This is a genomic window from Streptomyces sp. NPDC016845, assembly GCF_044332585.1.
Classification (GTDB): Bacteria; Actinomycetota; Actinomycetes; order Streptomycetales; family Streptomycetaceae; genus Streptomyces.
In genome coordinates this window covers 408,667-432,311 of the sequence record NZ_JBIRPI010000001.1, presented here as the reverse complement: position 1 = coordinate 432,311, position 23,645 = coordinate 408,667, and the positions used below count along the sequence as shown (strand labels likewise).

Annotated in this window: 16 protein-coding genes and 1 pseudogene; 8 read left to right on the top strand and 9 right to left on the bottom strand. The window is 73.0% G+C overall.

What is annotated here, in order from left to right:
* Positions 1 to 3: 3 nt before the first annotated feature.
* Both ACH4RC_RS01835 and ACH4RC_RS01830 read right to left on the bottom strand, forming a co-directional pair.
* Complete coding sequence (locus ACH4RC_RS01835; RefSeq protein WP_398193811.1) at positions 4 to 633, bottom strand: (2Fe-2S)-binding protein; 630 nt, start codon at positions 631 to 633, stop codon at positions 4 to 6.
* Complete coding sequence (locus ACH4RC_RS01830) at positions 633 to 1,526, bottom strand: FAD binding domain-containing protein (RefSeq protein WP_398193809.1); 894 nt, start codon at positions 1,524 to 1,526, stop codon at positions 633 to 635. The genes ACH4RC_RS01835 and ACH4RC_RS01830 overlap by 1 nt, the downstream gene beginning before the upstream one ends.
* Positions 1,527 to 1,798: 272 nt before the next feature.
* Between ACH4RC_RS01830 and ACH4RC_RS01825 the strand changes: the two genes are divergently transcribed.
* Positions 1,799 to 3,475, top strand: coding sequence for a PucR family transcriptional regulator (locus ACH4RC_RS01825; RefSeq protein ID WP_398193806.1), 1,677 nt, complete (start codon positions 1,799 to 1,801; stop codon positions 3,473 to 3,475).
* Between the two features lie 160 nt (positions 3,476 to 3,635).
* Positions 3,636 to 4,409 carry a hypothetical protein gene (locus ACH4RC_RS01820; protein ID WP_398193803.1) on the top strand — a complete coding sequence of 258 codons (774 nt, stop codon included), beginning with the start codon at positions 3,636 to 3,638 and terminating at the stop codon, positions 4,407 to 4,409.
* A gap of 136 nt (positions 4,410 to 4,545) precedes the next feature.
* Here the strand turns inward: ACH4RC_RS01820 and ACH4RC_RS01815 are convergent, their stop codons facing one another.
* Entirely contained in the window at positions 4,546 to 5,241 is a 696-nt protein-coding gene (locus tag ACH4RC_RS01815) for a GntR family transcriptional regulator (RefSeq protein WP_398193800.1), read from the bottom strand.
* Positions 5,242 to 5,396: 155 nt separating this feature from the next.
* Here ACH4RC_RS01815 and ACH4RC_RS01810 point away from each other — a divergent pair, with 155 nt between their 5' ends.
* Together ACH4RC_RS01810 and ACH4RC_RS01805 are read left to right on the top strand one after the other, a co-directional pair.
* Positions 5,397 to 6,251 carry a (2Fe-2S)-binding protein gene (locus ACH4RC_RS01810; RefSeq protein ID WP_398193797.1) on the top strand — a complete coding sequence of 285 codons (855 nt, stop codon included), beginning with the start codon at positions 5,397 to 5,399 and terminating at the stop codon, positions 6,249 to 6,251.
* Between the two features lie 187 nt (positions 6,252 to 6,438).
* Positions 6,439 to 7,560, top strand: a complete 1,122-nt coding sequence (locus ACH4RC_RS01805; RefSeq protein WP_398193794.1) for a DUF2637 domain-containing protein — start codon at positions 6,439 to 6,441, stop codon at positions 7,558 to 7,560.
* 30 nt (positions 7,561 to 7,590) lie between these two features.
* Here the strand turns inward: ACH4RC_RS01805 and ACH4RC_RS01800 are convergent, their stop codons facing one another.
* Positions 7,591 to 8,028, bottom strand: coding sequence for an ATP-binding protein (locus ACH4RC_RS01800; protein ID WP_398193792.1), 438 nt, complete (start codon positions 8,026 to 8,028; stop codon positions 7,591 to 7,593).
* Positions 8,029 to 8,292: 264 nt separating this feature from the next.
* Here ACH4RC_RS01800 and ACH4RC_RS01795 point away from each other — a divergent pair, with 264 nt between their 5' ends.
* A complete protein-coding gene (locus ACH4RC_RS01795) occupies positions 8,293 to 11,361 on the top strand; it encodes an alpha-mannosidase (protein WP_398193789.1) in 3,069 nt (1,022 codons plus the stop codon).
* 24 nt (positions 11,362 to 11,385) lie between these two features.
* Here the strand turns inward: ACH4RC_RS01795 and ACH4RC_RS01790 are convergent, their stop codons facing one another.
* The 3 genes from ACH4RC_RS01790 to ACH4RC_RS01780 form a co-directional block, all read right to left on the bottom strand.
* Positions 11,386 to 13,131: a pyruvate dehydrogenase gene (locus tag ACH4RC_RS01790; RefSeq protein ID WP_398193787.1), complete on the bottom strand. Its 1,746-nt coding sequence runs from the start codon at positions 13,129 to 13,131 to the stop codon at positions 11,386 to 11,388.
* Positions 13,132 to 13,297: 166 nt separating this feature from the next.
* Positions 13,298 to 14,254 carry a protein phosphatase 2C domain-containing protein gene (locus ACH4RC_RS01785; RefSeq protein WP_398193784.1) on the bottom strand — a complete coding sequence of 319 codons (957 nt, stop codon included), beginning with the start codon at positions 14,252 to 14,254 and terminating at the stop codon, positions 13,298 to 13,300.
* A gap of 879 nt (positions 14,255 to 15,133) precedes the next feature.
* The gene (locus ACH4RC_RS01780) at positions 15,134 to 18,907 is read right to left on the bottom strand and encodes a S8 family peptidase (protein WP_398193782.1); all 3,774 of its coding nucleotides are present in this window, start codon (positions 18,905 to 18,907) and stop codon (positions 15,134 to 15,136) included.
* Positions 18,908 to 19,145: 238 nt separating this feature from the next.
* Here ACH4RC_RS01780 and ACH4RC_RS01775 point away from each other — a divergent pair, with 238 nt between their 5' ends.
* The 3 genes from ACH4RC_RS01775 to ACH4RC_RS01765 all read left to right on the top strand — a co-directional run bounded on the left by ACH4RC_RS01775 (position 19,146) and on the right by ACH4RC_RS01765 (position 21,629).
* Positions 19,146 to 20,126, top strand: a complete 981-nt coding sequence (locus ACH4RC_RS01775; protein WP_398193779.1) for a helix-turn-helix transcriptional regulator — start codon at positions 19,146 to 19,148, stop codon at positions 20,124 to 20,126.
* A 201-nt stretch (positions 20,127 to 20,327) separates the two neighbouring features.
* A complete protein-coding gene (locus ACH4RC_RS01770) occupies positions 20,328 to 20,810 on the top strand; it encodes a DUF456 domain-containing protein (protein WP_398193776.1) in 483 nt (160 codons plus the stop codon).
* Between the two features lie 51 nt (positions 20,811 to 20,861).
* Positions 20,862 to 21,629, top strand: coding sequence for a 4'-phosphopantetheinyl transferase family protein (locus ACH4RC_RS01765; RefSeq protein ID WP_398193773.1), 768 nt, complete (start codon positions 20,862 to 20,864; stop codon positions 21,627 to 21,629).
* Here the strand turns inward: ACH4RC_RS01765 and ACH4RC_RS01760 are convergent.
* Positions 21,602 to 22,096: pseudogene (locus ACH4RC_RS01760) on the bottom strand (methylated-DNA--[protein]-cysteine S-methyltransferase); the annotation flags it as partial. The gene ACH4RC_RS01765 and the pseudogene ACH4RC_RS01760 overlap by 28 nt on opposite strands.
* A 3-nt stretch (positions 22,097 to 22,099) precedes the next feature.
* Positions 22,100 to 23,488: a DNA-3-methyladenine glycosylase 2 family protein gene (locus tag ACH4RC_RS01755; protein ID WP_398193770.1), complete on the bottom strand. Its 1,389-nt coding sequence runs from the start codon at positions 23,486 to 23,488 to the stop codon at positions 22,100 to 22,102.
* Positions 23,489 to 23,645 lie beyond the last annotated feature (157 nt).

Sequence of the window (23,645 nt, the reverse complement as noted above, 5' to 3'; positions counted from 1 at the left end):
TCGTCAGACCCCCTGACCGGAAACAGGCGCGGACTGGCGCGCGGCGGCGAGCCGTACCGCGTCCATGATCTTCTCGTAGCCCGTGCAGCGGCACAGGTTGCCGGAGAGGGCCTCGCGGATGTCCGCGTCGGACGGGTTCGGGGTGCGCTCCAGCATCTCGTCGGCGGCGACCAGGAGACCCGGGGTGCAGAAACCGCACTGGACGGCGCCCGCGTCGATGAACGCCTGCTGGATCGGGGCGAGTTCCGTGCCTTCGCCGGTCTGCGAGTCGGTGCCCTCGCCCGCCTGCCAGCCCTGCGCGTCCTGAAGGGACAGCCCGAGACCGGCACCTTCGTGGCCGGCGCCTTCGTGGCCGCCGCCTTCGTGGCCGCCGCACGCGCGGTTCTTCGCGAAGTCGGCGAGGCCCTCGACGGTGACGACCTCGCGGCCCTCGACCTGTCCGGCCGCGACCAGGCACGAACACACCGGCACGCCGTCGAGCCGCACGGTGCAGGAACCGCATTCGCCCTGCTCGCAGGCGTTCTTCGAGCCGGGCAGGCCCATGCGCTCGCGCAGGACGTACAGCAGGGACTCGCCCTCCCACACGTCGTCGGCTTCCTGCTTACGGCCGTTGACCGTGAAATTGACGCGCATTACGCGACTCCCTCCGTGGTGGCGGCGGTGCCGCGGTACGACTCCCAGGCCCAGGTCAGCGTGCGGCGGGCCATGATGCCCACCGCGTGGCGGCGGTACGAGGCGGTGCCGCGCACGTCGTCGATCGGGTTGCAGGCGGCGGCGCACAGGTCCGCGAACTGCTTGGCGACCGACGGAGTGATGATCTTGCCGTTGTCCCAGAACCCGCCCTCCTCCAGCGCGGCGTCGAGGAACTGCTCGGCCTCCTTGGCGCGGATCGGGGTCGGCGCGGCCGAGCCGATGCCGGTGCGCACGGTCCGGGTCTCCGGGTGGACGGCGAGGCCGAAGGCGCACACGGCGATCACCATGGCGTTGCGGGTGCCGACCTTGGAGTACTGCTGCGGCCCGTCGGCCTTCTTGATGTGGACGGCGCGGATCAGTTCGTCCGCGGCGAGCGCGTTGCGCTTCACGCCGGTGTAGAACTCGTCGATCGGGATGCGCCGTGACCCGCGTACGGACTCGACCTCGACCTCGCAGTCGGCGGCGAGCAGCGCGGGGTGGGCGTCACCGGCCGGCGAGGCGGTGCCGAGGTTGCCGCCGACGCCGCCGCGGTTGCGGATCTGCGGCGAGGCGACCGTGTGGGAGGCGAGCGCCAGGCCGGGCAGTTCGGTGCGCAGGTTCTCCATGATCGCGGTGTAGGGGACGGAGGCGCCGAGCCGCACCGTGTCCCCCGCGCCGGTCTCCCACTCGTTCAGCTCACCGATGCGGTTGAGGTCGAGGAGGTACTCGGGCCGACGGTGGTCGAAGTTGATCTCGACCATCACATCGGTGCCACCCGCGATCGGCACAGCGGTGGGGTGCTCGGCCTTGGCGGCGAGCGCCTCCTCCCAGCTGGCGGGGCGAAGGAAGTCCATGAGCGGCTCTCTTCTTCGTCGTTCGTGGTTCGTTCGATCACTTCGAGCCACGGATGTGCGGATCACGAGGGCTCGTTCATGTGCTGTTCACGTGGAGTGGGCTCAGTACACCGCCCTGTGCTCCGCCAGGGTCAGTCACGGAAACCATGAAGGAGTTGGCTGACCAACGCGGGTGTCTTGTAGATTCGTATGAACGGAAGACATCAGTAACCTCTTCGTTTTCCTTCAGAAACCCAAGAAACAGTTCGAGACAGATCGGCGGCGACGAAGACATGCGGCTGCGCGCATTGCTGGACACGGACGCGCTGGGCCTCAGGCTCCTCGGCGGCGAGGACGAGCTGGACCGCACGGTCCGCGGCGTGATGACCACGGACCTGCGGGACCCCAGCCGCTATCTGTCCGGAGGTGAGCTGGTCCTCACGGGCCTGGCGTGGCGCCGGGACGAGGCCGATTCCGAGCCGTTCGTACGGCTCCTGTCCACGGCGGGCGTCGCGGCGCTCGCGGCCGGTGAGGCCGAGCTGGGCGCGGTCCCCGAGGACCTGGTGGAGGCGTGCGCCCGCCACCGCCTGCCGCTGTTCGCGGTCAACGAGTCGGTGGCGTTCGCGACCATCACCGAGCACGTCGTACGGCAGGTCTCCGGCGAGCGCGCGGGTGATCTGGCGGCGGTCGTGGACCGGCACCGGCGCCTGATGACGTCGGGCCCGGCGGGCGGCGGCCCCGACGTCGTCCTGGACCTGCTCGGCAGCGACCTGGACCTGCGCGCCTGGGTCCTCTCCCCCGCCGGCCGCGCCATCGCCGGGTCGAGCGCGAGCGGGCCCGAGCTGCCCGCCGGCGTCTGCGCCCGCCTGGCCGCCGAGCACCTCGCCGCCGTCCGCTCGGGGCGCCGCGCCCCGCACCGCGTCACGATCGACAACACGACGTACTCGGTCTTCGGAATTCGCTCGGGTGGCCGAAACGCGGTGATGGCTTCGCGCGACGTGCGCGAGACGGTCCTCTCCGACTGGCTGCTCGCCGTGGAGGCCGACGCGAGCGACTGGCCCGAGGAGCGGCTCGACCTGCTCCAGGGCGTCACCCAGCTGATCTCGGTGGAGCGCGACCGGCGCGACGCGGCCCGTACGGTACGCCGCCGGCTCGCCCAGGAGGTCCTGGAGCTGGTCCAGTCGGGCGCGGCCCCGGCCGAGATCGCCGCCCGTCTGCGCGTGACGGCCCCGGTGCTGCTTCCCGGGTTGGGCGCGGCCCCGCACTGGCAGGTCGTCGTGGCCCGCGTCGAGTGGGAGGGCGGGGAGATCGAGGGCGGCCCGGTCGCCCAGTCGCTCCTCGAGGAGATCCTGGTCGACCCGCTGGCGGCCGGTTCCGAGCCGTCCGACCGGATCGCGGTCGCGCACACCGGCGACGAGGCCGTGGCGCTCGTCCCGCTCCCCGCGGTCTCCACCGAGCACGACGGCTCCGAGCAGGGCCTCATCGCGGACTCGCTCCTCGCGGCCGTCCGGGACCCGCTGGCGGCGGGGCTCTCCGACGACGGGCGCCTGACCATCGGCGTCAGCGCGGCCGTGCACTCGGCGGAGGGGCTGCGCGGCGCCCTGGAGGAGGCCCGGCACGCCCGCCGGGTGGCCGCCGCCCGCACGGGCCGGGTCTGCGCGGCGGGCCACCAGGAGCTGGCCTCGCACGTGCTGCTGCTTCCGTTCGTCCCGGACGACGTGCGCCGCGCCTTCACCGCCCGCCTCCTGGACCCGCTGCGCGAGTACGACCGCAAGCACCGCGCGGAGCTGATCCCGACCCTGGAGGCGTTCCTCGACTGCGACGGTTCGTGGACCCGGTGCGCGGCCCGGCTCCACCTGCACGTCAACACGTTGCGTTACCGCGTCGGACGCATCGAGCAGCTGACGAACCGTGATCTCTCGCGCCTGGAGGACAAGTTGGACTTCTTCCTGGCCCTGCGCATGAGCTGACGCGATCCCGGCGCCGTCACCTCGCAGTAACGGTTCGCCGTCGGATCCGGAACCCCATCCCTTTGTGAAATTTTTCACCCACCCTCTATGCCGGGTGCCGTGATCCGTGCTGAGATGCCCCACGACAACTCGGCTCGATGACGTGCTCGGGGAGGGCAACGTGGCGCATACCGCCATGTCTGGTCAGGGAACGAACGCAGGGGACGATCCACTCCAGACCGCGGTATGGCGGCTGCGCTCACGCGGCTGCTGGGCCGACGCGGCCGCGCTGCTCGACCGGCACGCGGCCGACCCCGCCGCCGCGCTCCAGCGCGCGGCGCTCCTCGGCGAGCGGTGCCTCTACACGGAGCAGGGATGGGCCGAGGCGGAGGACGCGCTGCGCGCCGCGGAGGCTGTCGCCCATACCGACGAGGAGCGCGGCGCGGCTGCTTGCGAGCGCGGCCAACTCGCTTACGCCGCTACGTTGTTGAGAGTCCGGGACCGGGTCGACGAGGCCCGCTCGGCGTTCGGCCGCGCCGCCGCGCTCATCGCGCCCGGGGCGGGGGCGCGGGCGCTGCTCGACTTCCGGCGCGGGCTGATGGCCGAGAACCTGGCCGATTCGCCCCAAGCCGCCCGGGCCGCGTACCGGCGGGCCCACGCGGGGGCCACGGCCCGCGGTGACGCGCTCCTCGTCTCCTTCACCTGGCGGCAGCTGGCCGGGCTCTCGCTGCGGGAGGGGGAGCTGGCGGAGGCCCGGCACGGGTTCGCCGAGTCGCTCCGGCTCCGGGAGGAACTGGGCTTTCTGGTGGGGACCGCCCCGGCGCTGGTGTCTTTGGCCGAGGCCGAGCCGGAGCCGGAGGTTTCCGCGCGGCTCCGTGCGGAGGCCGGGCGGTTGTTCCGGTTGCTCGGGGGTGTGCCCACGTGGTTGGCCGGGGCGTTGCCCGCGGCCGCTTGAACCGTTCAGCCGTACCGCGCGCGGTACGGGCCACGGGGCTCCGCCCCGGACATCCGCTGCTCGATCGCCGCAGGGGCTCGGTGATTCCAGCCCCTCCGGCGTTCGAGGAGCCGGGGCCGGGGCGGAGCCCCGTGGCCTAGCCCAGGTGCCGCCGCACCAGATGTTCCGCGCCCGCCAGGTCCTGCTCCTCCAGCGCGTCCAGCAGAGCCACATGCTGAGCCGCGTCCGCCCGCAGGTCGCACCCCGCCCACACCATCCGGCGCCGCAGATCGTCCGCGATGCGTACCAGCTGCTCGTTCCCGGCCAGGGACAGCAGGGCCCGGTGGAAGGCCCGGTCGGCGTCCACGTAGAGCGCCAGCTCCCCGCAGGCGGCAGCCGCGACCGTGGCCTCGGCGGCGGGGCGCAGCGACGCCCAGCGGTCGGCGGGGAGGGTGCGGGCGAGGCGGAGGACGACGGGGGCCTCGATGAGCCCGCGCACCTCGCTCAGCTCGGCCCGTTCCCGCGCGGAGCGTTCCGCGACCCGGAAGCCGCGGTTCGGGACGACCTCGACGGCGCCCTCCTGCGCGAGCTGCTGCATCGCCTCGCGCACGGGCGTCGCCGACACGCCGAACCGTTCGCCGAGCGCGGGCGCGGAGTAGACCTCGCCGGGCGCGAGCTCACCGGAGAGGAGCGCGGAGCGCAACGCGTCGAGCACCTGGCGGCGCACCGAGGTCCGCTCGACCGTGCCGCGCACCGCGGCCCGCGGCGGCGCCGAGCGCTGTCCGGGGACCGTGAGGGCCGACGCGGAGCCGCGTGCCGGACGCGCTTCGGCCTGCTCTCCGCCCTGGTTCACCCGGTCATCCCCTTCGCCGCCGTTCCCGGCCGTATTCGGCCGTTTGTACCCAACTCAACCAGGAACGATAGGCGGCCCGGCTCACAGTTCAAACCCCGCGCTCGTCCGGTAAGGTAAGGCTTACCTGCAAACGCTCGTGATTCGGTGGTCTCCGCATGCCCCTCGTCACCCCTGCGCCTGCCGCGACCCAGAGCGCGGTCACGGCCGCGTACGACCGCCTCTCCGAGGTGTTCCCCAGCCTGCGTGTCGACGAGTTCGGTCCGGGCCGGGCGCTGCCCGGCGAGACCGGCTGGGTCGGCGCGGCACAGCTGGCCGAGGGCGGGGCGGCGCTCGACGCGTTCCTCGCGTGGGACGACGAGCAGGTGCTCAAGGACTACGGGCAGAAGGCCCGCCCCGACGTGGTCGCCAGCTTCGGCCTGCACCGCTACGCGTGGCCCGCCTGCCTGCTCATCACGGTGCCCTGGTTCCTGCACCGCCGGGTGCCGCGCTTCCCCGCCACCGACGTCTCGCTCCAGCGGGCGTTGGGCCGGATGGCCGTACGCGTCACCGATTTCGCCTGTCTGCCGGGCGACCCGGCGGCGGACCTGCCCGGCGCGCACGTCGTGCCGGACGAGGAGGCGCTCCGCGCCGAGCTGCGGGCGGCCGTCGCCGAGCACCTGCAGCCGGTCCTCACCGGGTTCGGGCCGCGCATGCGGCGCGGGCCGCGCGCACTGTGGGGCATGGTCACGGACGAGATCGTCGAGGGCCTCTGGTACGTCGGCCACCTGTTCGGCGAGGAGCGCCGCGCGATGGCCGAGCTGGAGGAGCTGCTGCCGGGCACGACCAAGCCGTACGTCGGGAAGCCGGGCTTCCGCGAGCTGACGGGTCCGGACGGCGAGTCCCTGCCGACCCGCGACCGTGCGAGCTGCTGCTTCTTCTACACGCTGCGGCCCGAGGACACCTGCGTGACGTGCCCGCGTACCTGCGACGCGGACCGCATCGCCCGCCTCACGGCGTCCAGCGCATCCTGAACCACCCGCACGAGTGACGTAAATCGAACTCGACTTCCGTTTCTGGAGCGAGAGTTCGAGCGTACGGCTCTTTTTCACGCCCCCTTGCACTCCAATGGCGTTCTCTTGTCCCGAAACCCCCTGCGGGGTCGGGCGGCTGGGCCAATATGGCGCCCGAAAACGCCCTACCGCTCTGCAAGGGACCCAGATGAGACTGACCGACATATCGCTCGACTGGCTGCTTCCGGGCGCCGTGCTGCTCCTGGGCCTGCTGGCGGCGGTTGCGGTGCTCGCGCGCGGCAAGCGCTCCGGGGAGCACGCGAAGAAGGGCGCCCTGTCCAGCGACGAGTCGTGGGAGCGCAGCGAGGAGCGGCGCAGGCGCAAGGAGGCCGTCTACGGCTCCGCCTCGTACGTGCTGCTGTTCTGCTGCGCCGCCGTCGCCGCCGCGCTCTCCTTCCACGGCCTGGTCGGCTTCGGCCGGCAGAACCTGAACCTGACCGGCGGCTGGGAGTACCTCGTCCCGTTCGGGCTCGACGGCGCGGCGATGTTCTGCTCGGTGCTCGCGGTGCGCGAGGCCAGCCACGGCGACGCCGCGCTCGGCTCGCGGATACTCGTATGGACGTTCGCGGGGGCCGCCGCCTGGTTCAACTGGGTGCACGCGCCCAGGGGCCTGGACCACGCGGGCGCGCCGCACTTCTTCGCGGGCATGTCCCTGTCGGCGGCGGTGCTCTTCGACCGCGCCCTGAAGCAGACGCGCCGCGCGGCGCTGCGCGAACAGGGCCTGGTACCGCGCCCGTTGCCGCAGATCCGCATGGTGCGGTGGCTGCGCGCGCCCAGGGAGACGTACTGCGCCTGGTCGCTGATGCTCCTGGAGAACGTACGCACGCTGGACGAGGCGGTCGACGAGGTGCGCGAGGACAAACGCATGAAGGCGCAGGACCGGATGCGGCGGCGCGAGCACGGCAAGCTGGAGCGCGCGCAGCTGCGGGCGCTCAGCCGTGGTCACCGCTCCTTCGCCGGGCGCGGCGGCGGGCGCCAGGTGGAGGTGCCGGCGGTCACGGCCTCGGCGGGCTCCGGGCCGGGCGGCGCGGACCCTGCCATATCGCCCGGTACGACGACCGCGGCGCCCTCGGCGCTCTCAGCGCCTTCGGAGGCGTCGCCGGAGCAGCTCCCCCTGCGCCGCCGGCCCTCGCTGCAGCCCGTACGGAACACCGCTGAGCCGCAGACCCCCGCCACCGTGGATCTGACGGCGGAGGACGACACTCAGGCGCTGCCCCGGCTCGACACCCTGGAGCGCAAGCTCAGGGACCTGGAGCAGCAGTACGGCTGAGGCCACCCCCGGGACGGCGGCGCCGTGATGTCACGCGGTACCGCCGTCCAGTTCGAACCACACCACCTTCCCCGTGGCGCCCGCGCCGAGCATCACCACGCCCCAGGCGTCCGCGAGGGACTGCACCAGGAGCAGGCCCCGGCCGTTCGTACCGTCGTCGGCGATCGGTACGCGCAGCCGCGGTTTGCGCGAGGTGTCGTCGCGGACCTCGACCCGCAGGCCCCGGGGGCCCACCGTCGCCGTCAGTTCCGCGTCGCGGTCGGTGTGGACAAGGGCGTTGGTGACCAGCTCGCTGGTGAGCAGTTCGGCGATCTCCGATCTGCCCGGGATGCCCCACTGCCGGAGCAGTTCGCGCAAGGCCCGCCGGGTCTCCGGCACCGCCCGCAGGTCCGCCTTGCCGAGAATGCGCTTGAGTTGTTTCGTGGGTCCGTCCCCTTGTGCGACACCCTCGATGTCTGATTTCTTCATCCGTGTCCTGGAGACTCCGGCCGCTGCCGGGCCCGCCTTCGATACCTGCCGTCTCATGACCCCCGCCCACACGCCGATCCCGATGCCTTTCTCGCTCTGGACTCGTTGCTGCTCGGCCTGTCTGTCGAACGCGTACACGGGGATGCATGCCCATTGGGCATGTCGGCACTCTTGTTGATTCGTCCACGGCCCACGGGTGTCCACGGGCCGCGCGGGGAAGGAAGCACGGGACTCCCGCAGGACGAGTAGCGACAAGGAGCCGCCGTGCACGACGACCGACACCTCGTGGAGGGCCGACTCGAACGGGCGATGCGCCAGTTCGTACGCCCGGCGCAGTACGCCGGGCGGACACCGCTGACCCTGAGCGTCTGGCACGCGCCGGGCGAGCCCGTACCCGTGACCGAGGCACTCGCGGGGACGTACGAGAGCTTCGAGTGCGGCACCGCCTGGGGCGCGCCCTGGTCGACCAGCTGGTTCCGCATCGAGGGGCGGGTGCCCGAGGAGTGGGCAGGCAGGCGCGTCGAAGTGGTGGTGGACCCGGGCTTCACCGGGGACGGACCGGGATTCCAGGCGGAGGGGCTGCTGTACGACGCCGAAGGCGTCCCCCTCAAGGGCATCCATCCGCGCAACCGGCACCTGACGGTCGCGGCGCCCGCCGCCGGGGGCGAACCGGTGCACCTGCTCCTGGAGGCGGCGGCCAACCCGGCGGTCCTTCGCGACTACGAACCGACGCGTCTCGGCGACGTACTGACCGCGGGGGATCGCCCGATCTACCGATTCCGCTCTGCCGACCTGGCCGTACTCGACGAGGACGTGTGGCACCTCGTGCTCGATGTCGAGGTGCTGTCGGAGCTGATGCGCGAGCTGGACACCGGGCGGGCCGCGCGCCACGACATCCTGCGGGCACTGGAGCGCATGCTGGACGTACTGGACCTGCACGACGTGTCCGGGACGGCGGCGACGGCCCGCGCCGAGCTGGCCGACGTCCTGTCCCGCCCCGCGCACGCCAGCGCGCACCGGATCTCGGCGGCCGGGCACGCGCACATCGACTCGGCGTGGCTGTGGCCGCTGCGCGAGACCGTCCGCAAGGCGTCCCGCACCTTCGCGAACGTCACGGCGCTCGCCCGGGACTACCCGGAGCTGGTCTTCGCCTGCTCGCAGGCGCAGCAGTACGCGTGGGTGAAGGAGCACCAGCCGCACATCTGGGAGCGCATCAAGAAGGCGGTCGCGGACGGCAACTGGGCGCCGGTCGGCTCCATGTGGGTGGAGTCGGACGCGAACATGCCGGGCGGTGAGGCGCTGGCCCGGCAGCTGGTCCACGGCAAGCGGTTCTTCCGGGACGAGCTGGGCGTGGAGACGGAGGAGATCTGGCTGCCGGACTCCTTCGGCTACACCGCCGCCTTCCCGCAGCTCGCGCGGTTGGCGGGCGCCCGCTGGTTCCTCACCCAGAAGCTCAGCTGGAACCAGACGAACAAGATGCCGCACCACACCTTCTGGTGGGAGGGCATCGACGGCACGCGTGTGTTCACGCACTTCCCGCCCGTGGACACGTACAACGCCCAGTTCCACGCGAGCGAACTCGCGCACGCGGAGCGGAACTTCGCGGAGAAGGGCGGGGCCTCGCGCTCCCTCGTCCCGTTCGGCTGGGGCGACGGCGGCGGCGGTCCGACCCGCGAGATGCTGGAGAAGGCGCGGCGCCTGCGCTCCCTGGAGGGCTCCCCGCGCGTCGAGATCGAGAAGCCGTCGGCGTTCTTCGAGGCGGCGTACGCCGAGTACGGGGCGAAGGCGCCCGTATGGTCCGGCGAGCTGTATCTGGAGATGCACCGGGCGACATACACGACGCAGGCGAAGACGAAGCAGGGCAACCGCCGCTCCGAACACGCGCTGCGCGAGGCCGAGTTGTGGTGCACGGCCGCGGCCCTGCGCGACCCGTCGTACGCGTACCCCTACGACGCCCTAGACCGCCTGTGGAAGACGGTGCTGCTGCACCAGTTCCACGACATCCTGCCGGGTTCGTCGATCGCGTGGGTGCACCGGGAGGCGCGTGACACGTACGCGCGGGTCCTGACGGAGCTGGACGAGATCACGGCGGAGGCGGTACGCCACCTGGGCGAGGGGGCGCCCGTGGTGCTGAACGCCTCCCCGTACGCGCGCAGCGAAGTGGTGTCGCGTGGTGGGGAACTGGTGCACGTGGAGGTCGAAGCGCTCGGCACCCGGAGCCTCGGCGAGGCCGCCGGGCGTCCGCGCGGGCCGGGCGCGCACACCGCCGCGACCCGCGAGTCCGCCGCCATCGTGCTGGCGAACGAGCATCTGGCCGTGACCGTCGACAGCGACGGACTCCTCAGCTCCGTACGGGACCTGGCGCGGGGCGGCGGCGGCCGTGAGGTGCTCGCGCCGGGGACGCGGGGGAACCTGCTGCAACTCCACCCCGACCATCCCACCCAGTACGACGCCTGGGATCTGGACGCGCACTACCGGCACACCCGCACCGACCTCACGGACGCCGAGTCGGTGGAGCTGGTCGAGGACGGGCCGCTTCGGGTCGCCGTCCGCGTGACCCGCGCCTTCGGGAAGTCGCGGATCACGCAGGAGTACCGGCTCGCGGCGGGCAGCCGCCGCCTGGAGGTCGTCACCGACATCGACTGGCAGGAGTCGGAGAAGGTGCTGAAGGCGGCGTTCCCGCTCGATGTGCACGCGGAGCGGTCGGCGGCGGAGATCCAGTTCGGGCACGTGCACCGGCCGACGCACGCCAACACCGGCTGGGACGCGGCCCGCTACGAGATCTGTGCGCACCGCTGGCTGCGGGTGGCCGAGGAGGGGTACGGCGTCGCCCTGCTGAACGACTCGACGTACGGCCACGACGTGACCCGGACGCCGCACGAGCAGGGGCTCGGCACGACCGTCCGCCTCACGCTGCTGCGCGCGCCGCACTCCCCCGACCCGGAGACCGACCTCGGCACGCACCGGTTCACGTACGCGCTGCTGCCCGGCGCGACGACGGGTGACGCGGTGGCCGAGGGGCTCGCGCTGAACCTGCCGCTGCGGGTGGCGGAGGCGGGCGCGGTGGGGCCGCTCGTCACCGTCGACAATCCGGCGGTGACGGTCGAGTCGGTGAAGCTCGCCGAGGACCGCAGCGGGGATGTGGTGGTGCGGTTGTACGAGTCCCGGGGCGGGCGCGCGTCGGCGACCCTGACCGCGTCGTTCCCGGTGGCGGGCGCGGACGAGACGGACCTGCTGGAACGGGCGCTGAAGCCGGCGGACACGTCGGCGACGGGTCTGGCGCTGTCCTTGCGCCCGTTCCAGATCCTGACGCTGCGGTTGCGTCCCGTGTGATCTGCACGGGTTACGGGTTGCGGGTTACGGGCGCGGGACGTTGCGGAGGTTCGAGCGGGCCATCTGGACCATGCGGCCGACCCCGCCGTCGAGGACGATCTTGGAGGCGGAGAGCGCGAAGCCCGTCACCATGTCGGCGCTGATCTTCGGCGGGATGGAGAGGGCGTTCGGGTCGGTGACGATGTCGACGAGCGCAGGGCCCTTGTGCTTGAAGGCGTCCTTGAGGGCGCCTTCGAGCTGCTTGGGCTTCTCGACGCGGACGCCGTACGCACCGGCGGCGCGGGCGACGGCGGCGAAGTCGGGGTTGGTGTTCGTCGTCCCGTGCGAGGGGAGGCCGCCGACCAGCATCTCCAGCTCGACCATGCCGAGGGAGGAGTTGTTGAACAGGACGATCTTCACCGGCAGGTCGTACTGGACGAGAGTGAGGAAGTCGCCCATCAGCATCGAGAAACCGCCGTCGCCCGACATCGAGACGACCTGGCGGCGGCGGTCGGTGAACTGGGCGCCGATGGCCATCGGGAGCGCGTTGGCCATCGAGCCGTGGGAGAAGGAGCCGATGACGCGGCGGCGCCCGTTGGGCGAGATGTAGCGGGCGGCCCAGACGTTGCACATGCCGGTGTCGACGGTGAAGACGGCGTCGTCGTCGGCGATCTCGTCGAGGACGGAGGCGACGTACTCCGGGTGGATCGGGACGTGCTTGTCGACCTTGCGCGTGTACGCCTTCACGACGCCTTCCAGGGCGTCGGCGTGCTTCTTCAGCATCTTGTCGAGGAAGCGGCGGTTCTTCTTCGCCTTCACGCGCGGGGTGAGGCAGCGGAGCGTCTCGCGTACGTCGCCCCAGACCGCGAGGTCCAGCTTGGAGCGGCGGCCGAGGTGTTCGGGGCGGACGTCGACCTGGACGATCTTGACGTCCTTCTGCGGCAGGAACGCGTTGTACGGGAAGTCGGTGCCGAGCAGGATCAGCAGGTCGCACTCGTGGGTGGCCTCGTAGGCGGCGCCGTAGCCGAGCAGCCCGCTCATGCCGACGTCGTACGGGTTGTCGTACTGGATCCACTCCTTGCCGCGCAGGGCATGGCCGACCGGTGACTTGAGCTTCTCGGCGAACTCCATGACCTCGGCGTGCGCGCCGGCGGTGCCGCTGCCGCAGAACAGGGTGACCTTGTCGGCCGCGTCGATCATCTTGACGAGCTGGTCGATCTCCGCGTCGCCGGGGCGGATGCTCGGCCGGGACGTGACCAGCGCGGTCTCCGTGCCCTGGTCCGGGGCCTCCTCACCCGCGATGTCACCGGGCAGGGTGACGACGCTGACGCCGGACCGGCCGACCGCGTTCTGGATGGCCGTGTGCAGGACGCGCGGCATCTGCTTCGAGCTGGAGATCATCTCGCAGTAGTGCGAACACTCCTGGAAGAGCCGGTCGGGGTGGGTCTCCTGGAAGTAGCCGAGGCCGATCTCGCTGGACGGGATGTGCGAGGCGAGGGCGAGGACCGGGGCCATGGAGCGGTGGGCGTCGTAGAGGCCGTTGATCAAGTGCAGGTTGCCGGGGCCGCAGGAGCCCGCGCAGGCGGTCATCCTGCCGGTGATCTGCGCCTCGGCCCCCGCAGCGAAGGCGGCCGTCTCCTCGTGGCGTACGTGGACCCAGTCGATGGCGCTGTTGCGGCGGACGGCGTCGACGACCGGGTTCAGGCTGTCGCCGACGACGCCGTACATGCGCTGGACGCCCGCGCGGACGAGGATGTCGACGAACTGCTCGGCGACGTTCTGCTTGGCCATGGCTACGCGCCCCTTAAGAACTGATGGAACCGATGGAGTGGCTGGTGCGGGTGGTGCGGGTGGTGCGGTTGCTGCGGTTGTTGCGGTTGCTGGTACAGCTCTTGCTGCTGTTCTTGCTGATGCCCATCGGTTCCATGAATTCACAGGGGGCGCGGTCGCGCCTGCGCTATCCCTCCCAGACGGCGGCGGCCGTGCGGTCGTCGGCGTAGCCCTTGACGCGGACCTGGGTGTCCGCGAGGAACGCGGCGAGGCCCGGGGGTTCGTGCCCGGCCCACCGGTGCGCCAGGTGGCGGCCGAGGTCGGGCTCGCCGCGCAGGGGTTCGGCCAGGCCCGCCGTGCAGAGCAGGAGGGTGTCACCCGGCCGGCCTACGGAGGCGCGGAAGCGGAAGGGGTCGCGGGGCGGTTCGGGGGCGGGCTCGTAGGGGCTGGGCGGGGTGGTGATGCCCAGGTCCATCGTGAGCCGGTCGCCGTCCGGTGTCTCGGCGGGCGGCTGCGAGCCGTACCCGACGACCGGGGCGCCGCCGCTCTGCTCCACGGCCTCCGGCTCCAGGTCCTGCCACTCGCCGTCCCGCAGCCGGAACAGGCCGCCGCCGCCGACGCCGAAGAAGACGCGGGTGCGGCAGGCCGGGTCGGCGGGCACGAGCAGGCAGCGCAGGTCGGCCGCGTACCCCTCCGGGTCGAGGCCCTGCTCGGCGGCGCCGGCGCGCAGCTTGCCGAGGCTTCGGTCGGTCAGCCGGTGCAGCCCCGACTTCAGGTCCCCGCGCCGCCCCGCCCTGATGTCCTCGGCGAGCCGCGTGTGGCTGAGCCCCACGGCCCGGCCGATCCACTCACAGGCGTCGGCGGCTGCGCGGTGCGCCCCTGGGGTGGCGCGGGCGCCGGTCGCCATCGCCACCAGCACGAGCGCGCCCGCCCCGCTCCCGAACCGGGCGGTCAGCAGACTGTCCCGCCTCGGCTCCCCCCGGTACCGGGCGGAATCCCCCCGCGCGGAGGCGCTCCGCAACACCCAGATCCCGTACCGCGCCCCGTCGAGCACGGTGTCGGCGACGAGATCGTCCAGCTCCTCGGGGTCGGCGAGGGGGAGGGAGGTGGGCTCGGCGTCGTAGGTGGGGGGCCGGTCGCCCACGTGGGGGACGCTGAGCGGGGCCGGGGGCTGTACCGGGGGCGGGGCGTACGGGGGCTGCGGCGGCGCTTGGCCGGCCTGCGCGGGGGCGCGGGGCGGCGCGGGCGGAGAGTCCGGCACCTCTGAGGAAACGGTCCGGGGCTCCGAAACGGGCGCCGAGAAGCCGGCCGACGAGGACCGGAGCGGCGAACCGCCCGACTCGGCCGGGTAGGCCCGGGGCTTGAATGCGGGCGGCTCGGGCGGAGAAGGACGACACCCGGCGTCAGGCGGCTCGGGAGGCGAGGGACGACGCCCAGCGTCCGGCGGCCCGGGAGGAGAGGGACGACGCCCGACGTCAGGCGGCCCGGGCGAAAAGCCGCGACGCCCAACGTCCGGCGGCCCGGGCGGAGAGGTGCGGCGCCCGGCGTCCGGGAGGCCGGGAGGGGCCCCCGGCCAACCAGGGCTCTCCGGCGTGGAGGCGGCGGGGCCTGGTGGAGCGTCTCGGTCGGGGTCCGGCTGCCGGTTCTCCTCAGCCGGTCCGGCCCGGTCGGCGCCGGGCGGGTCCGGGCCGGGCGGGCGAGGAGCTGGTTCCTCCCCCCGCGGAGGCGGCACCGCGTCCCGCGGGGACGTGATCGGGCCGGTGGAGGCGAAGTGGTCGTCCAGGGAAGCCGGCGTCGGGGTGGGACCCGTGTCGTCGGCGGCGGCGTCGTCCTCGTACAGCTGACTCCACCAGTCGTCCTCCTGGGCCGGGCGACGGGTGGGCCTCTCCCCCTGCTGGCTCATGTCCTCATTGTCCACCGCACCCCGCGTACGAAAACGGAGCATGGAGAAAAAAGGTCCGCCGGGCGGCCCCACCCCCCACGGGAAGGACGCCCGGCGAACCGGTTCAGGTGAGCAGTCGAACTAGCGCACGTCGTACGCCCGAGCGACTGTCTGGGTGACGGAGTTGCCCTTGGAGTCGGTCAACTCGACCCGGAGGGTGACCTGCTCGCCGGAGGCGTCCGCGTGGTCCAGGGTCGCCGTCCACGCACCACCGTTCCGCACCGTCCTCGCCTCCGTCCAGCTCTCCCCCGCGTCGTAGGAGTACGAGAGCGCCGCGCTCGTCAGCGCTCCGGGGGTGTACCCCGCGTGCCCCGTCGCCATGAGGCCAATCTTCTGGCCGTCCGTCGCGGCGACCGTTTTGAGCCCGTCCTCCGGCACCACCACGCGCGGGAAGAGCAGCGGGATGCCCTGCGAGTAGGCGGCCTCGTCCGCGTGGGAGCGGAAGGACCACGTCGTCGACGTCTGCGGGGAGCGGTTCCAGACCTTCGAGCCGAGCTTCATGGTCCGCAAGGTGAGTTCGTACGCCGCGTCGTCCGACGGGACCTCGAAGACGCCGAACGGTACGCCCGTGCTGCCGAGGCTCACGCCCTCCCTCCTGAGTTCGAGGTTGCCGACGTCGCCGAAGCTCCCCTGCACGCCGAGGTGTTCACCGTCGCCCCAGAAGCCGGGCGCGGCCCCGATGAGGTTGCCCTGGCGTTCGGCCGCGAGGCCCTGCGCGCCGGTCGCGTCGAGCGGGGCGGTCGGGGCGAGGACGCCGCCGTACCACTGCTCGTCGCGGTGCTGCCCCTTCTTGTACGTCCGCACGGGGTCGATCATGTACTCGCCCCACGGGAAGCTGCTGGACACCTGGTGGCCGAAACCGGTGCCGTCACCGGCCGAGTAGTACTCGGTGCGCTGCGAGGGCGCCTTGACGGTCTGGAGGTCGCCGAAGGCGGCGGTGAGTCCGGAGGGACGGGTGACGGTGGCGACGTCCACGTAATCGGTGGCCGTGCCCATCGCGCGGTACGTCGCCTCGTTCGCGGCCAGGTCCTTGTCGCGGACGCGGTACGTGCGGTCGGAGCGGACCTGCCCCGTCTCCGGGAAGGCCAGGGTGTACGTGTACGGGCTCGCCGCCGTCGCCTTCCAGCGCAGCCGCACCCCCTCGCCGCCGCTCGCCGCGATCCGGGCCGCGAGCGCCGTGCCCTCGGCCGTCTCAAGGCCGATCACCGGCAGCGGCCCGCCGACGAACCCGACGGACGGGTACCAACGCCCGGCCGCCTCCCGGTAGATGACGACCGCCTTGGCCCCGGCCTTCACCGCGGCGGAGGCGATGGCGCTCGCGCTGCCGCCCTCCGCCTGCTTGACGAGGGCGAGCTTGTCCTCGACCCCGGCCGCGGCCAGCTCCTCGGCCGTACCGGACCCGGCGTCGACGAGCTGCGCGCTGCCGGTGCCGTCGAGGTTGACGGAGCTGGTGGAGCCGGTCAGCGGGTGCAGCGCGGGGCCGCCCGCGATGCCGAACTCGGTGAACTGCGGCGCCGCCGCCCGCCAGAAGCTGTCGAACTCGAAGGTGCCGTCATCGGCCCGGCCGTGCACATCGGCGTAGTACGTCCGGATCGTGCGGCTGCCTGCGGCCGTGCCCGCGTGCAGCCATGTCTCGTCCCAGCTGCGGGCGAACCCGAGCGTGACGCCGCGCGTCTCCGTCGCCCTGTCCGTCTTGACGCTCAGCTGGTGCGCCTTACGGGCGTCGAGCACGACCGTGGTGTCCTTGCGCAGGTCGAGCTGGGGACGGGCCATGTAGGCGAGGGAGTCGAGGAGCGTGCCCGTCGTCCCGGGCGTGGTGATGAAGGAGGAGAGGAAGTACGCGCCGGGGCGGAGGCGGTACGTCTGGTCGGCGGCGCCCTCGTTGGGACGGCGCTCACCGGTCGCGGTGTCCGTGCCGATGACGTCGAGCGAGGAGGCGCCGGTCGCCGGATCGCCCTGCCGGTCGATCAGCTTGACCCGCAGCGTCACCGTCTCCGGCTCCACGTAGAGCGAGAACGGCGTCGAGACGTGCACCCCGCCGGGTCCTGTGGCGAGGACGCGTCCGGTGACGTCGCCGTACTGGGCCGCCTTGAGGGAGACGGCCGGGTCGAGCTTGAGCGGGACCTCGGCGGTGGAGCCCGCCGGGACCGTGACCGTACGGGCGTCGAGCCTGGCGACCGTGGAGCGGACGGCGGAGCCGTCGTTGCCGGTGACGCCGTCCACGGTCAGGCGGAGTCGCACGGCCTTGGAGGTGGTGTTCGTGTACGGGACGGTGACCGTCGTGCGGTCGCTCTTGTCCTGCGGCCAGTCGAAGGTGCCGCCCTGGACGGCGCCGGCGCCGAGCACGGTCTCGTCGACGGCCGCCTTCACGTCGAGCCGTCCGCCACCGGTCTCGCGGACGTCGCCGGGTATGCCCGCGTCGGCGGACGAGACGAGCGCGCTCTTGATCCGCTGGGCGTCCCAGTCGGGGTGGCGCTGCTTGACGATGGCCGCGGCGCCCGCGACATGCGGCGTCGCCATCGACGTACCGCTCATCGACTGGTACGCGTACGGGCCGCGCCCGCCGGCCGCCGCGGCCGAGATGGCGACGCCCGGGGCGGCTATCTCGGGCTTGAGCGTGTGCATGCGCCGGACCGGGCTGCGGCTGGAGAAGCTCGCGGTGGAGTCGTCGCGGTCGACGGCGCCGACGGTGAGCACCTCGGGGACGCAGCCGGGCGAGGAGACGGTGTTGAGGGACGGGCCCGAGTTGCCCGCGGCGATCACGAAGAGGGTGTTCTCCGCCGAGCGGGCGAGCTCCTGCGTGGCCTGCGACATCGGGTCGGAGCAGTCGAGCTCGTCCGGGTTGCCGAGGCTCATGGAGACGACGTCGGCGCCCTCGTCGACGGCCCACTGCATACCGGCGATGATCCACGAGGTGGCGCCGGAGCCGCCGTCGTCGAGGACCTTGCCGTTGAGGAGCGTGGTGCCGGGGGCGACGCCGCGCTTCTTGCCGCCGCTGGCCGCGCCCGTGCCGCCGACCGTTGACGTGGTGTGGGTGCCGTGGCCCTGGTGGTCGTCGGCGTCGGCGGAGTCGGTGAAGTTCCTCGACTCGGCGACGCGGCCCTTCAGGTCGGGGTGGTCGGTGTCGACGCCGGTGTCGAGAACGGCGACCTTGGTGCCCTTGCCGTCGTAGCCCGCCGCCCACGCCTGGTCGGCGTGGACCTGCTTGGTCGACCGGTCGAGCAGCGACTTGGCCTTGGCGTCGAGCCACACCTTCTTCAGGTCACCGGCCGCGCGGGAGCGGCGCGTGGTGATGTCGGCCCAGAAGTCGGCGGCCTTCTTCTTGTCGGCCTTCAGGGCGACGCCGTCGATCGGGTCGAGGACGAGGCCGCGGGCGGCGCCGCGCGGGGTGGCGGTCACGGAGCGCGCCACGCCGACGGAGGAGTCGTACGTGGCGATCAGCGGCAGGGTCGCGCTGTGGGCGTCGTCGTAGCCCTGGCGGACGAGCCCGGTGACGTTGAACAGCTGCTCGTCGACGCGGCCCGCGGCGATGGCCTGGAGCGCGCCGTCCGGGTAGACGTACAGGTCCTTGCCGGAGCGGCGGGTCTGGAGCACGCCCGTCCCCGCACCCTGCTCCGAGGGCAGGGTGGTGGCCGTGCTGTGGCCCTCGGCGTCCGTGGTGACCAGGACGCGGTCGCCGGTCACGAGGGTCACCGTGGCGGTGGCGGTCCTGGCTCCGGCGGCGGCGCTGCCGGTCAGTGGCCGGTCCTCACCGGCCGGGGCGCCCCCCTCCCGGGCCCCCGCCGGTGCGGCCGCGGTGACGGCCAGGACGGCGGCCACGGCCGCCCCCAGGGCCGTACGCGCTGTCGGACGCATCGCTCTCCCGAATGCCTTCCCCAATGCCTTCCCCAATGAAAAGCGCAGGTGAATACCGCCCAAAGGGCATATTCCCGGCGGGTGTTGGTGCTGCGGTGGCGCCACCTTGGCAGAGTGATGGCCGGTACAGGGAAGATGGCCGCGGCGGGTTTGTGCCGTGGCTGGTTCCCGCCACGCTCCCCGACACCGGGGGCGGGGCGCGGACCGGCCGTGATCTGAGTGGGAGGGACATCGCCGCATGCTGGGTGCGATAGGTCTGGACGAGGTGCACGAATCGGCGTACCGCGCCCTGGTGTCGGTGGGCGCGGCCGATGTGTCGGACCTCGCCCGCCGCCTGACGCTCGCGGAGCACGACGCCGAGGTCACCCTGCGCCTCCTCGAACGGCACGGCCTCGCGGCCCAGTCCTCGGCGCGCCCCGGCCGCTGGGTGGCCGCCCCGCCGGGCGTCGCCCTCGGCGCACTGCTCACCCAGCGCCGCCACGAGCTGGAGAAGGCGGAGCTGGCGACGGCGCTGCTCGCCGAGGAGTACCGGGCGCAGGCCGCCGAACCGGCCGTGCACGACCTGGTCGAGGTGGTGACGGGCGCGGCGGCCGTCTCGCAGCGGTTCCTCCAGATCCAGCTCGGCGCGACCTCGCAGGTCTGCGCCCTGGTCACCGGCAACCCGGTCGCGGTGACCGGCATGGAGAACGAGGCGGAGCCGCAGGCCGTCAGCCGCGGCGTCGACTACCGCGTCGTCATCGAGCGCGAGGTGCTCTCGCTGCCGTCCGGGCTGACCGAGCTGTCCGCGGCGATCGGCCGCGACGAGCAGGTCCGCGTCGTGGACCGGGTGCCGACGAAGCTGGTGATCGCCGACGGCACGCTCGCCCTCGTACCGCTGACCTCGCGGACGTCGGAACCGGCCGCGCTCGTCGTGCACGCCAGCGGGCTGCTGGAATCCCTGACCGGCCTCTTCGAGGCGGTATGGCGGCAGGCGCTGCCGCTGCGGCTCGGGGCGGGCGGCCGGATGGAGGAGGCGGCGGAGGACGGCCCCGACGGCACCGACCTGGAGATCCTCTCCCTGCTCCTCGCCGGCCTCACGGACGTGAGCGTGGCCAAGCAGCTCGATCTCGGCCTGCGGACGGTACAGCGCCGGGTGAAACGGCTGATGGAACTGGCCGGGGTGACGACGCGGCTGCAGCTGGGGTGGCACGCGTACGAGAGGGGCTGGGTGTCGCGCTGAGGACCGGTGCGGTCGGGCCGACGGCCGGTTGCGGTCACGCTGACGGCCGGTGCGCTCGCGCCGACGGCCGGTTGCGGTCACGTTGACGGCCGGTGCGGTCATGCTGACGGCCGGTGCGGTCATGCCGACGATCTGTGCACGTCTACGCCTGCGTCTGACGCCTGAACTGCGCCTTCACGGCATCTGAGGGACCCTTGGCCCATGGGAGCGTGGGAACTCCTGCTGGTCGGGGCCGTGCTGGCGCTCGGTCTGTGCGGGGTGCTGGTGCCGGGGGTGCCCGGCTCGTGGCTGGTGTGGGCCGCCGTCGCCGTCTGGGCGCTGCGCGACCCGAACAGCCTGGCCTGGGGCGTCCTCGTCGGCGCCAGCATCGCCCTGCTCGCGTCCCAGGTGCTGCGCTGGCAGCTGCCGCCGCGCAGGCTCCGGCAGGCGGGGGCGACGCGCGGGCTCGCGGTCTGGGCAGGAGTCTGCGCGCTCATCGGCTTCTGCGTGGTCCCGGTGGTCGGCGCGATCCCCGGTTTCGTCGGCGGCATCTACGTCTCCGAACGCCGCCGGCTCGGCAGCCACGGGGACGCCGCGGCCTCCACCCGTACGGCGATGCGCGCGGGCGGCTCCAGCGTCCTGGCCGAACTGTTCACGTGCCTGCTGATCACGGGGGCCTGGGCGGGGGCCCTGATCTGGGGCTGAGCCGGTCCTCGCGTTACCCTCGACCCACGCTGAGCTGGGGATGTGACGTGGGTGGACCTGGACCATGTACGAGAGCTGCCGGCCCCCGGGGACGTCGGCCTGTGGCTGGTGCGGACGGACGCGGGGACCGGCGACGGGGCGGGGATCCTCGACGCGGAGGAGCTGCGCCGCGCCGCCTCGTTCGCCTTCGACCGGCACCGGCTGCGCTACGTGAACGCGCATCTGGCGCTGCGGGGCATCCTCGCGCGGCACGTGGGCCGCGCCCCCGCCGCCCTGCGCTTCGTCCGCGAACGCTGCCCCGGGTGCGGTGCGCCGCACGGCCGCCCCGCACTCGCGGACGCACCCCCTGACGTGCACTTCTCCCTCTCCCACAGCGGCGACCTGGCCCTGGTGGCGCTCGCCGCGACGCCGGTCGGCGCGGACGTGGAGGAGCTGACGCCCGCGGCGACCGCCGACGAACTGACATCGGTCCTCCACCCCCGCGAGCGCGCGGAACTGGCCGCACTGTCCGACCCGGCGGAGCGCGGCCTGGCCATGTCCCGTGCCTGGGTCCGCAAGGAGGCGTACCTCAAGGGCATCGGCACGGGCCTGTCCCGCGCGACCGACCTCGACTACGTGGGGACGCTGCCGGACGCGCCCGGCGCTCCGGACGGCTGGTCGGTGCGGGACGTGCCGGTGCCGCAGGGGTACGCGGCGGCGGTCGCCTACAAGGTGCCCTCCAGCGTGCCTTCCGACGTGCCCTCCGACGTGTCCTCCAGCGTGCCTTCCGACGTGCCCTCCGACGTGTCCTCCAGCGTGCCCTCCAGGGTGAGCAACTGAATCTTGCGCTCCAGGCCGCCCGCGTACCCGGTGAGCGCGCCGCTCGCACCGATCACCCGGTGGCAGGGGCGCACGATGAGCAGCGGGTTGGCGCCGATCGCGCCGCCGACGGCCCGCACGGCGACGCCCGAGGCGCCGATGCGGGCGGCGACGGCGCCGTAGGAGGTGGTGGCGCCGTACGGCACCTCGTCGAGCGCGTCCCAGACACGCCGCCGGAACTCGGTGCCCCCGGGCCGCAGCGGGATGTCGAATTCTTTGAGGTCACCGTCGAAGTAGGCGGTCAGCTGGCGTGTGCTGTCGGTGAACGGGTTCGGGTCGTGCACATGGGTGGCCTGAATGCCGGGAACGGTCCGTCCGCCCTTCTGGCCGGGCACGGAGAGGGAGGTGAGGGCGCCGTCGGCGTCGGCGGTGAGCAGGAGGTCGCCGAGGGGGCTGGGGAGGGTGGTGTAGTACCTGGTCGACGTCATCGTTCATCGTCCTTCTGAAGTCTCTACGGTGAGGTGCGCACGGGCGTACGAGCGCCAGGGGCGCCACGCGTCGTCGGGGGCGATCTCGTCGCCGGGCACGGCCACGTCCGGGTCGCCGAGTGCGCGCAGCCGGATCAGCGCGGCGGTACGGGCGTCCATGCCGGGCAGGGACCGCAGCGCCGCCTCGGCGTCGTCGCGGTCGGCGCCCGGGTCGAGGGCGAGGGTGCCGTCGGCGAGCGCGCGGGCGAGGGCGCCTAGCGTGCCGGGCTCGTCGGCGAGCGCGTCCGGCGCGGGGAAGAGGCGGTGCAGTGTGCCGCAGGGGGCGTCGATCCGCTTTCCGTACCGTTCGACGAGCCGCGCGGACTCGGCGGCGCCCACGAGGATCCGGACCGCGAGCTCCTCGGGGTCGGCGGCGCCGGGCGAACGCAGGCCCGGCCGGGCCGCGACCAGCGGGGCGAGCCGCGGGTCGGCGCCGAGCCGCTCGTCGATCGCGTACGGGTCGGAGTCCAGGTCGAACAGGCGCCGCAGCCGGCCCACCGCCGTGGTCAGGTCCCGCAGGTCCGTCAGGTGGATCCGGGCGTCCAGCCAGCCGCCGGGCTGCTCGTGCGGGGCCTCGTCGACGGAGACGATGCCGGTGCCGTACGGGAGCCGCAGGGTGCGCCGGAACATGCGACGGCCTCCGTGACCGTCACCGGTCAACTCCTCCACGCCTGGCAGGAGCTGGCGCCCGAGGAGATCGAAGACGGGCCGGGACCGGTACGGGCCTCGGTAGGCGAGGCGGAGCGGGATGCCGGCGGTGGCGGCGACGGCGCGGCGGTCCTCGGCGCGGCCGGGCGCGTCGCCGCGCAGTCGTGTCGGTGTGCGGGCGTACACCTCGCGGATCGTGTCGTTGAACTGCCGGACGCTCGCGAAGCCGGCCGCGAAGGCGATCTCCGTGACCGGGAGGGTGGTCGTCTGGAGCAGCACCCGCGCGGTGTGGGCGCGCTGGGCGCGGGCCAGTGCGACGGGGCCCGCGCCCACCTCCGCGGTGAGCTGGCGCTGCACCTGGCGGGCGCTGTACCCGAGCCGCGTGGCGAGGCCGCCGACGCCCTCGCGGTCCACGACGCCGTCGCCGATGAGCCGCATCGCGCGGCCCACGACGTCGGCGCGTACGTTCCACGCGGCTGATCCGGGTACGGCGTCGGGCCTGCATCTGCGGCAGGCCCGGAAGCCTCCGCTCTGCGCTGCGGCGGCTGTGGCGTAATACCGCACGTTCTGTCGTTTCGGGGTGACTGCCGGGCAGCTCGGGCGGCAGTAGATGCCCGTGGTCTCGACGGCGAAGAAGAACTCTCCGTCGAACCGGGCGTCTCGGCTGCGGACTGCTTGGTAGCGGGTGTCCTCGTCGGTCGGCACGGTTCCAGTGTGCAAGGTCGCTGCGCGGCGGTCTGGCGGAAATCGGACACGGCGCTTCTCGGTGGCCGCGGCCCGGCGAAGTCTGCTCGCGCAGTGCCCTCGGAGCGTCTGCCGGGTTCCTGTCGCATCACGACCGCGGCCCGGCGGGGGCTGGTCG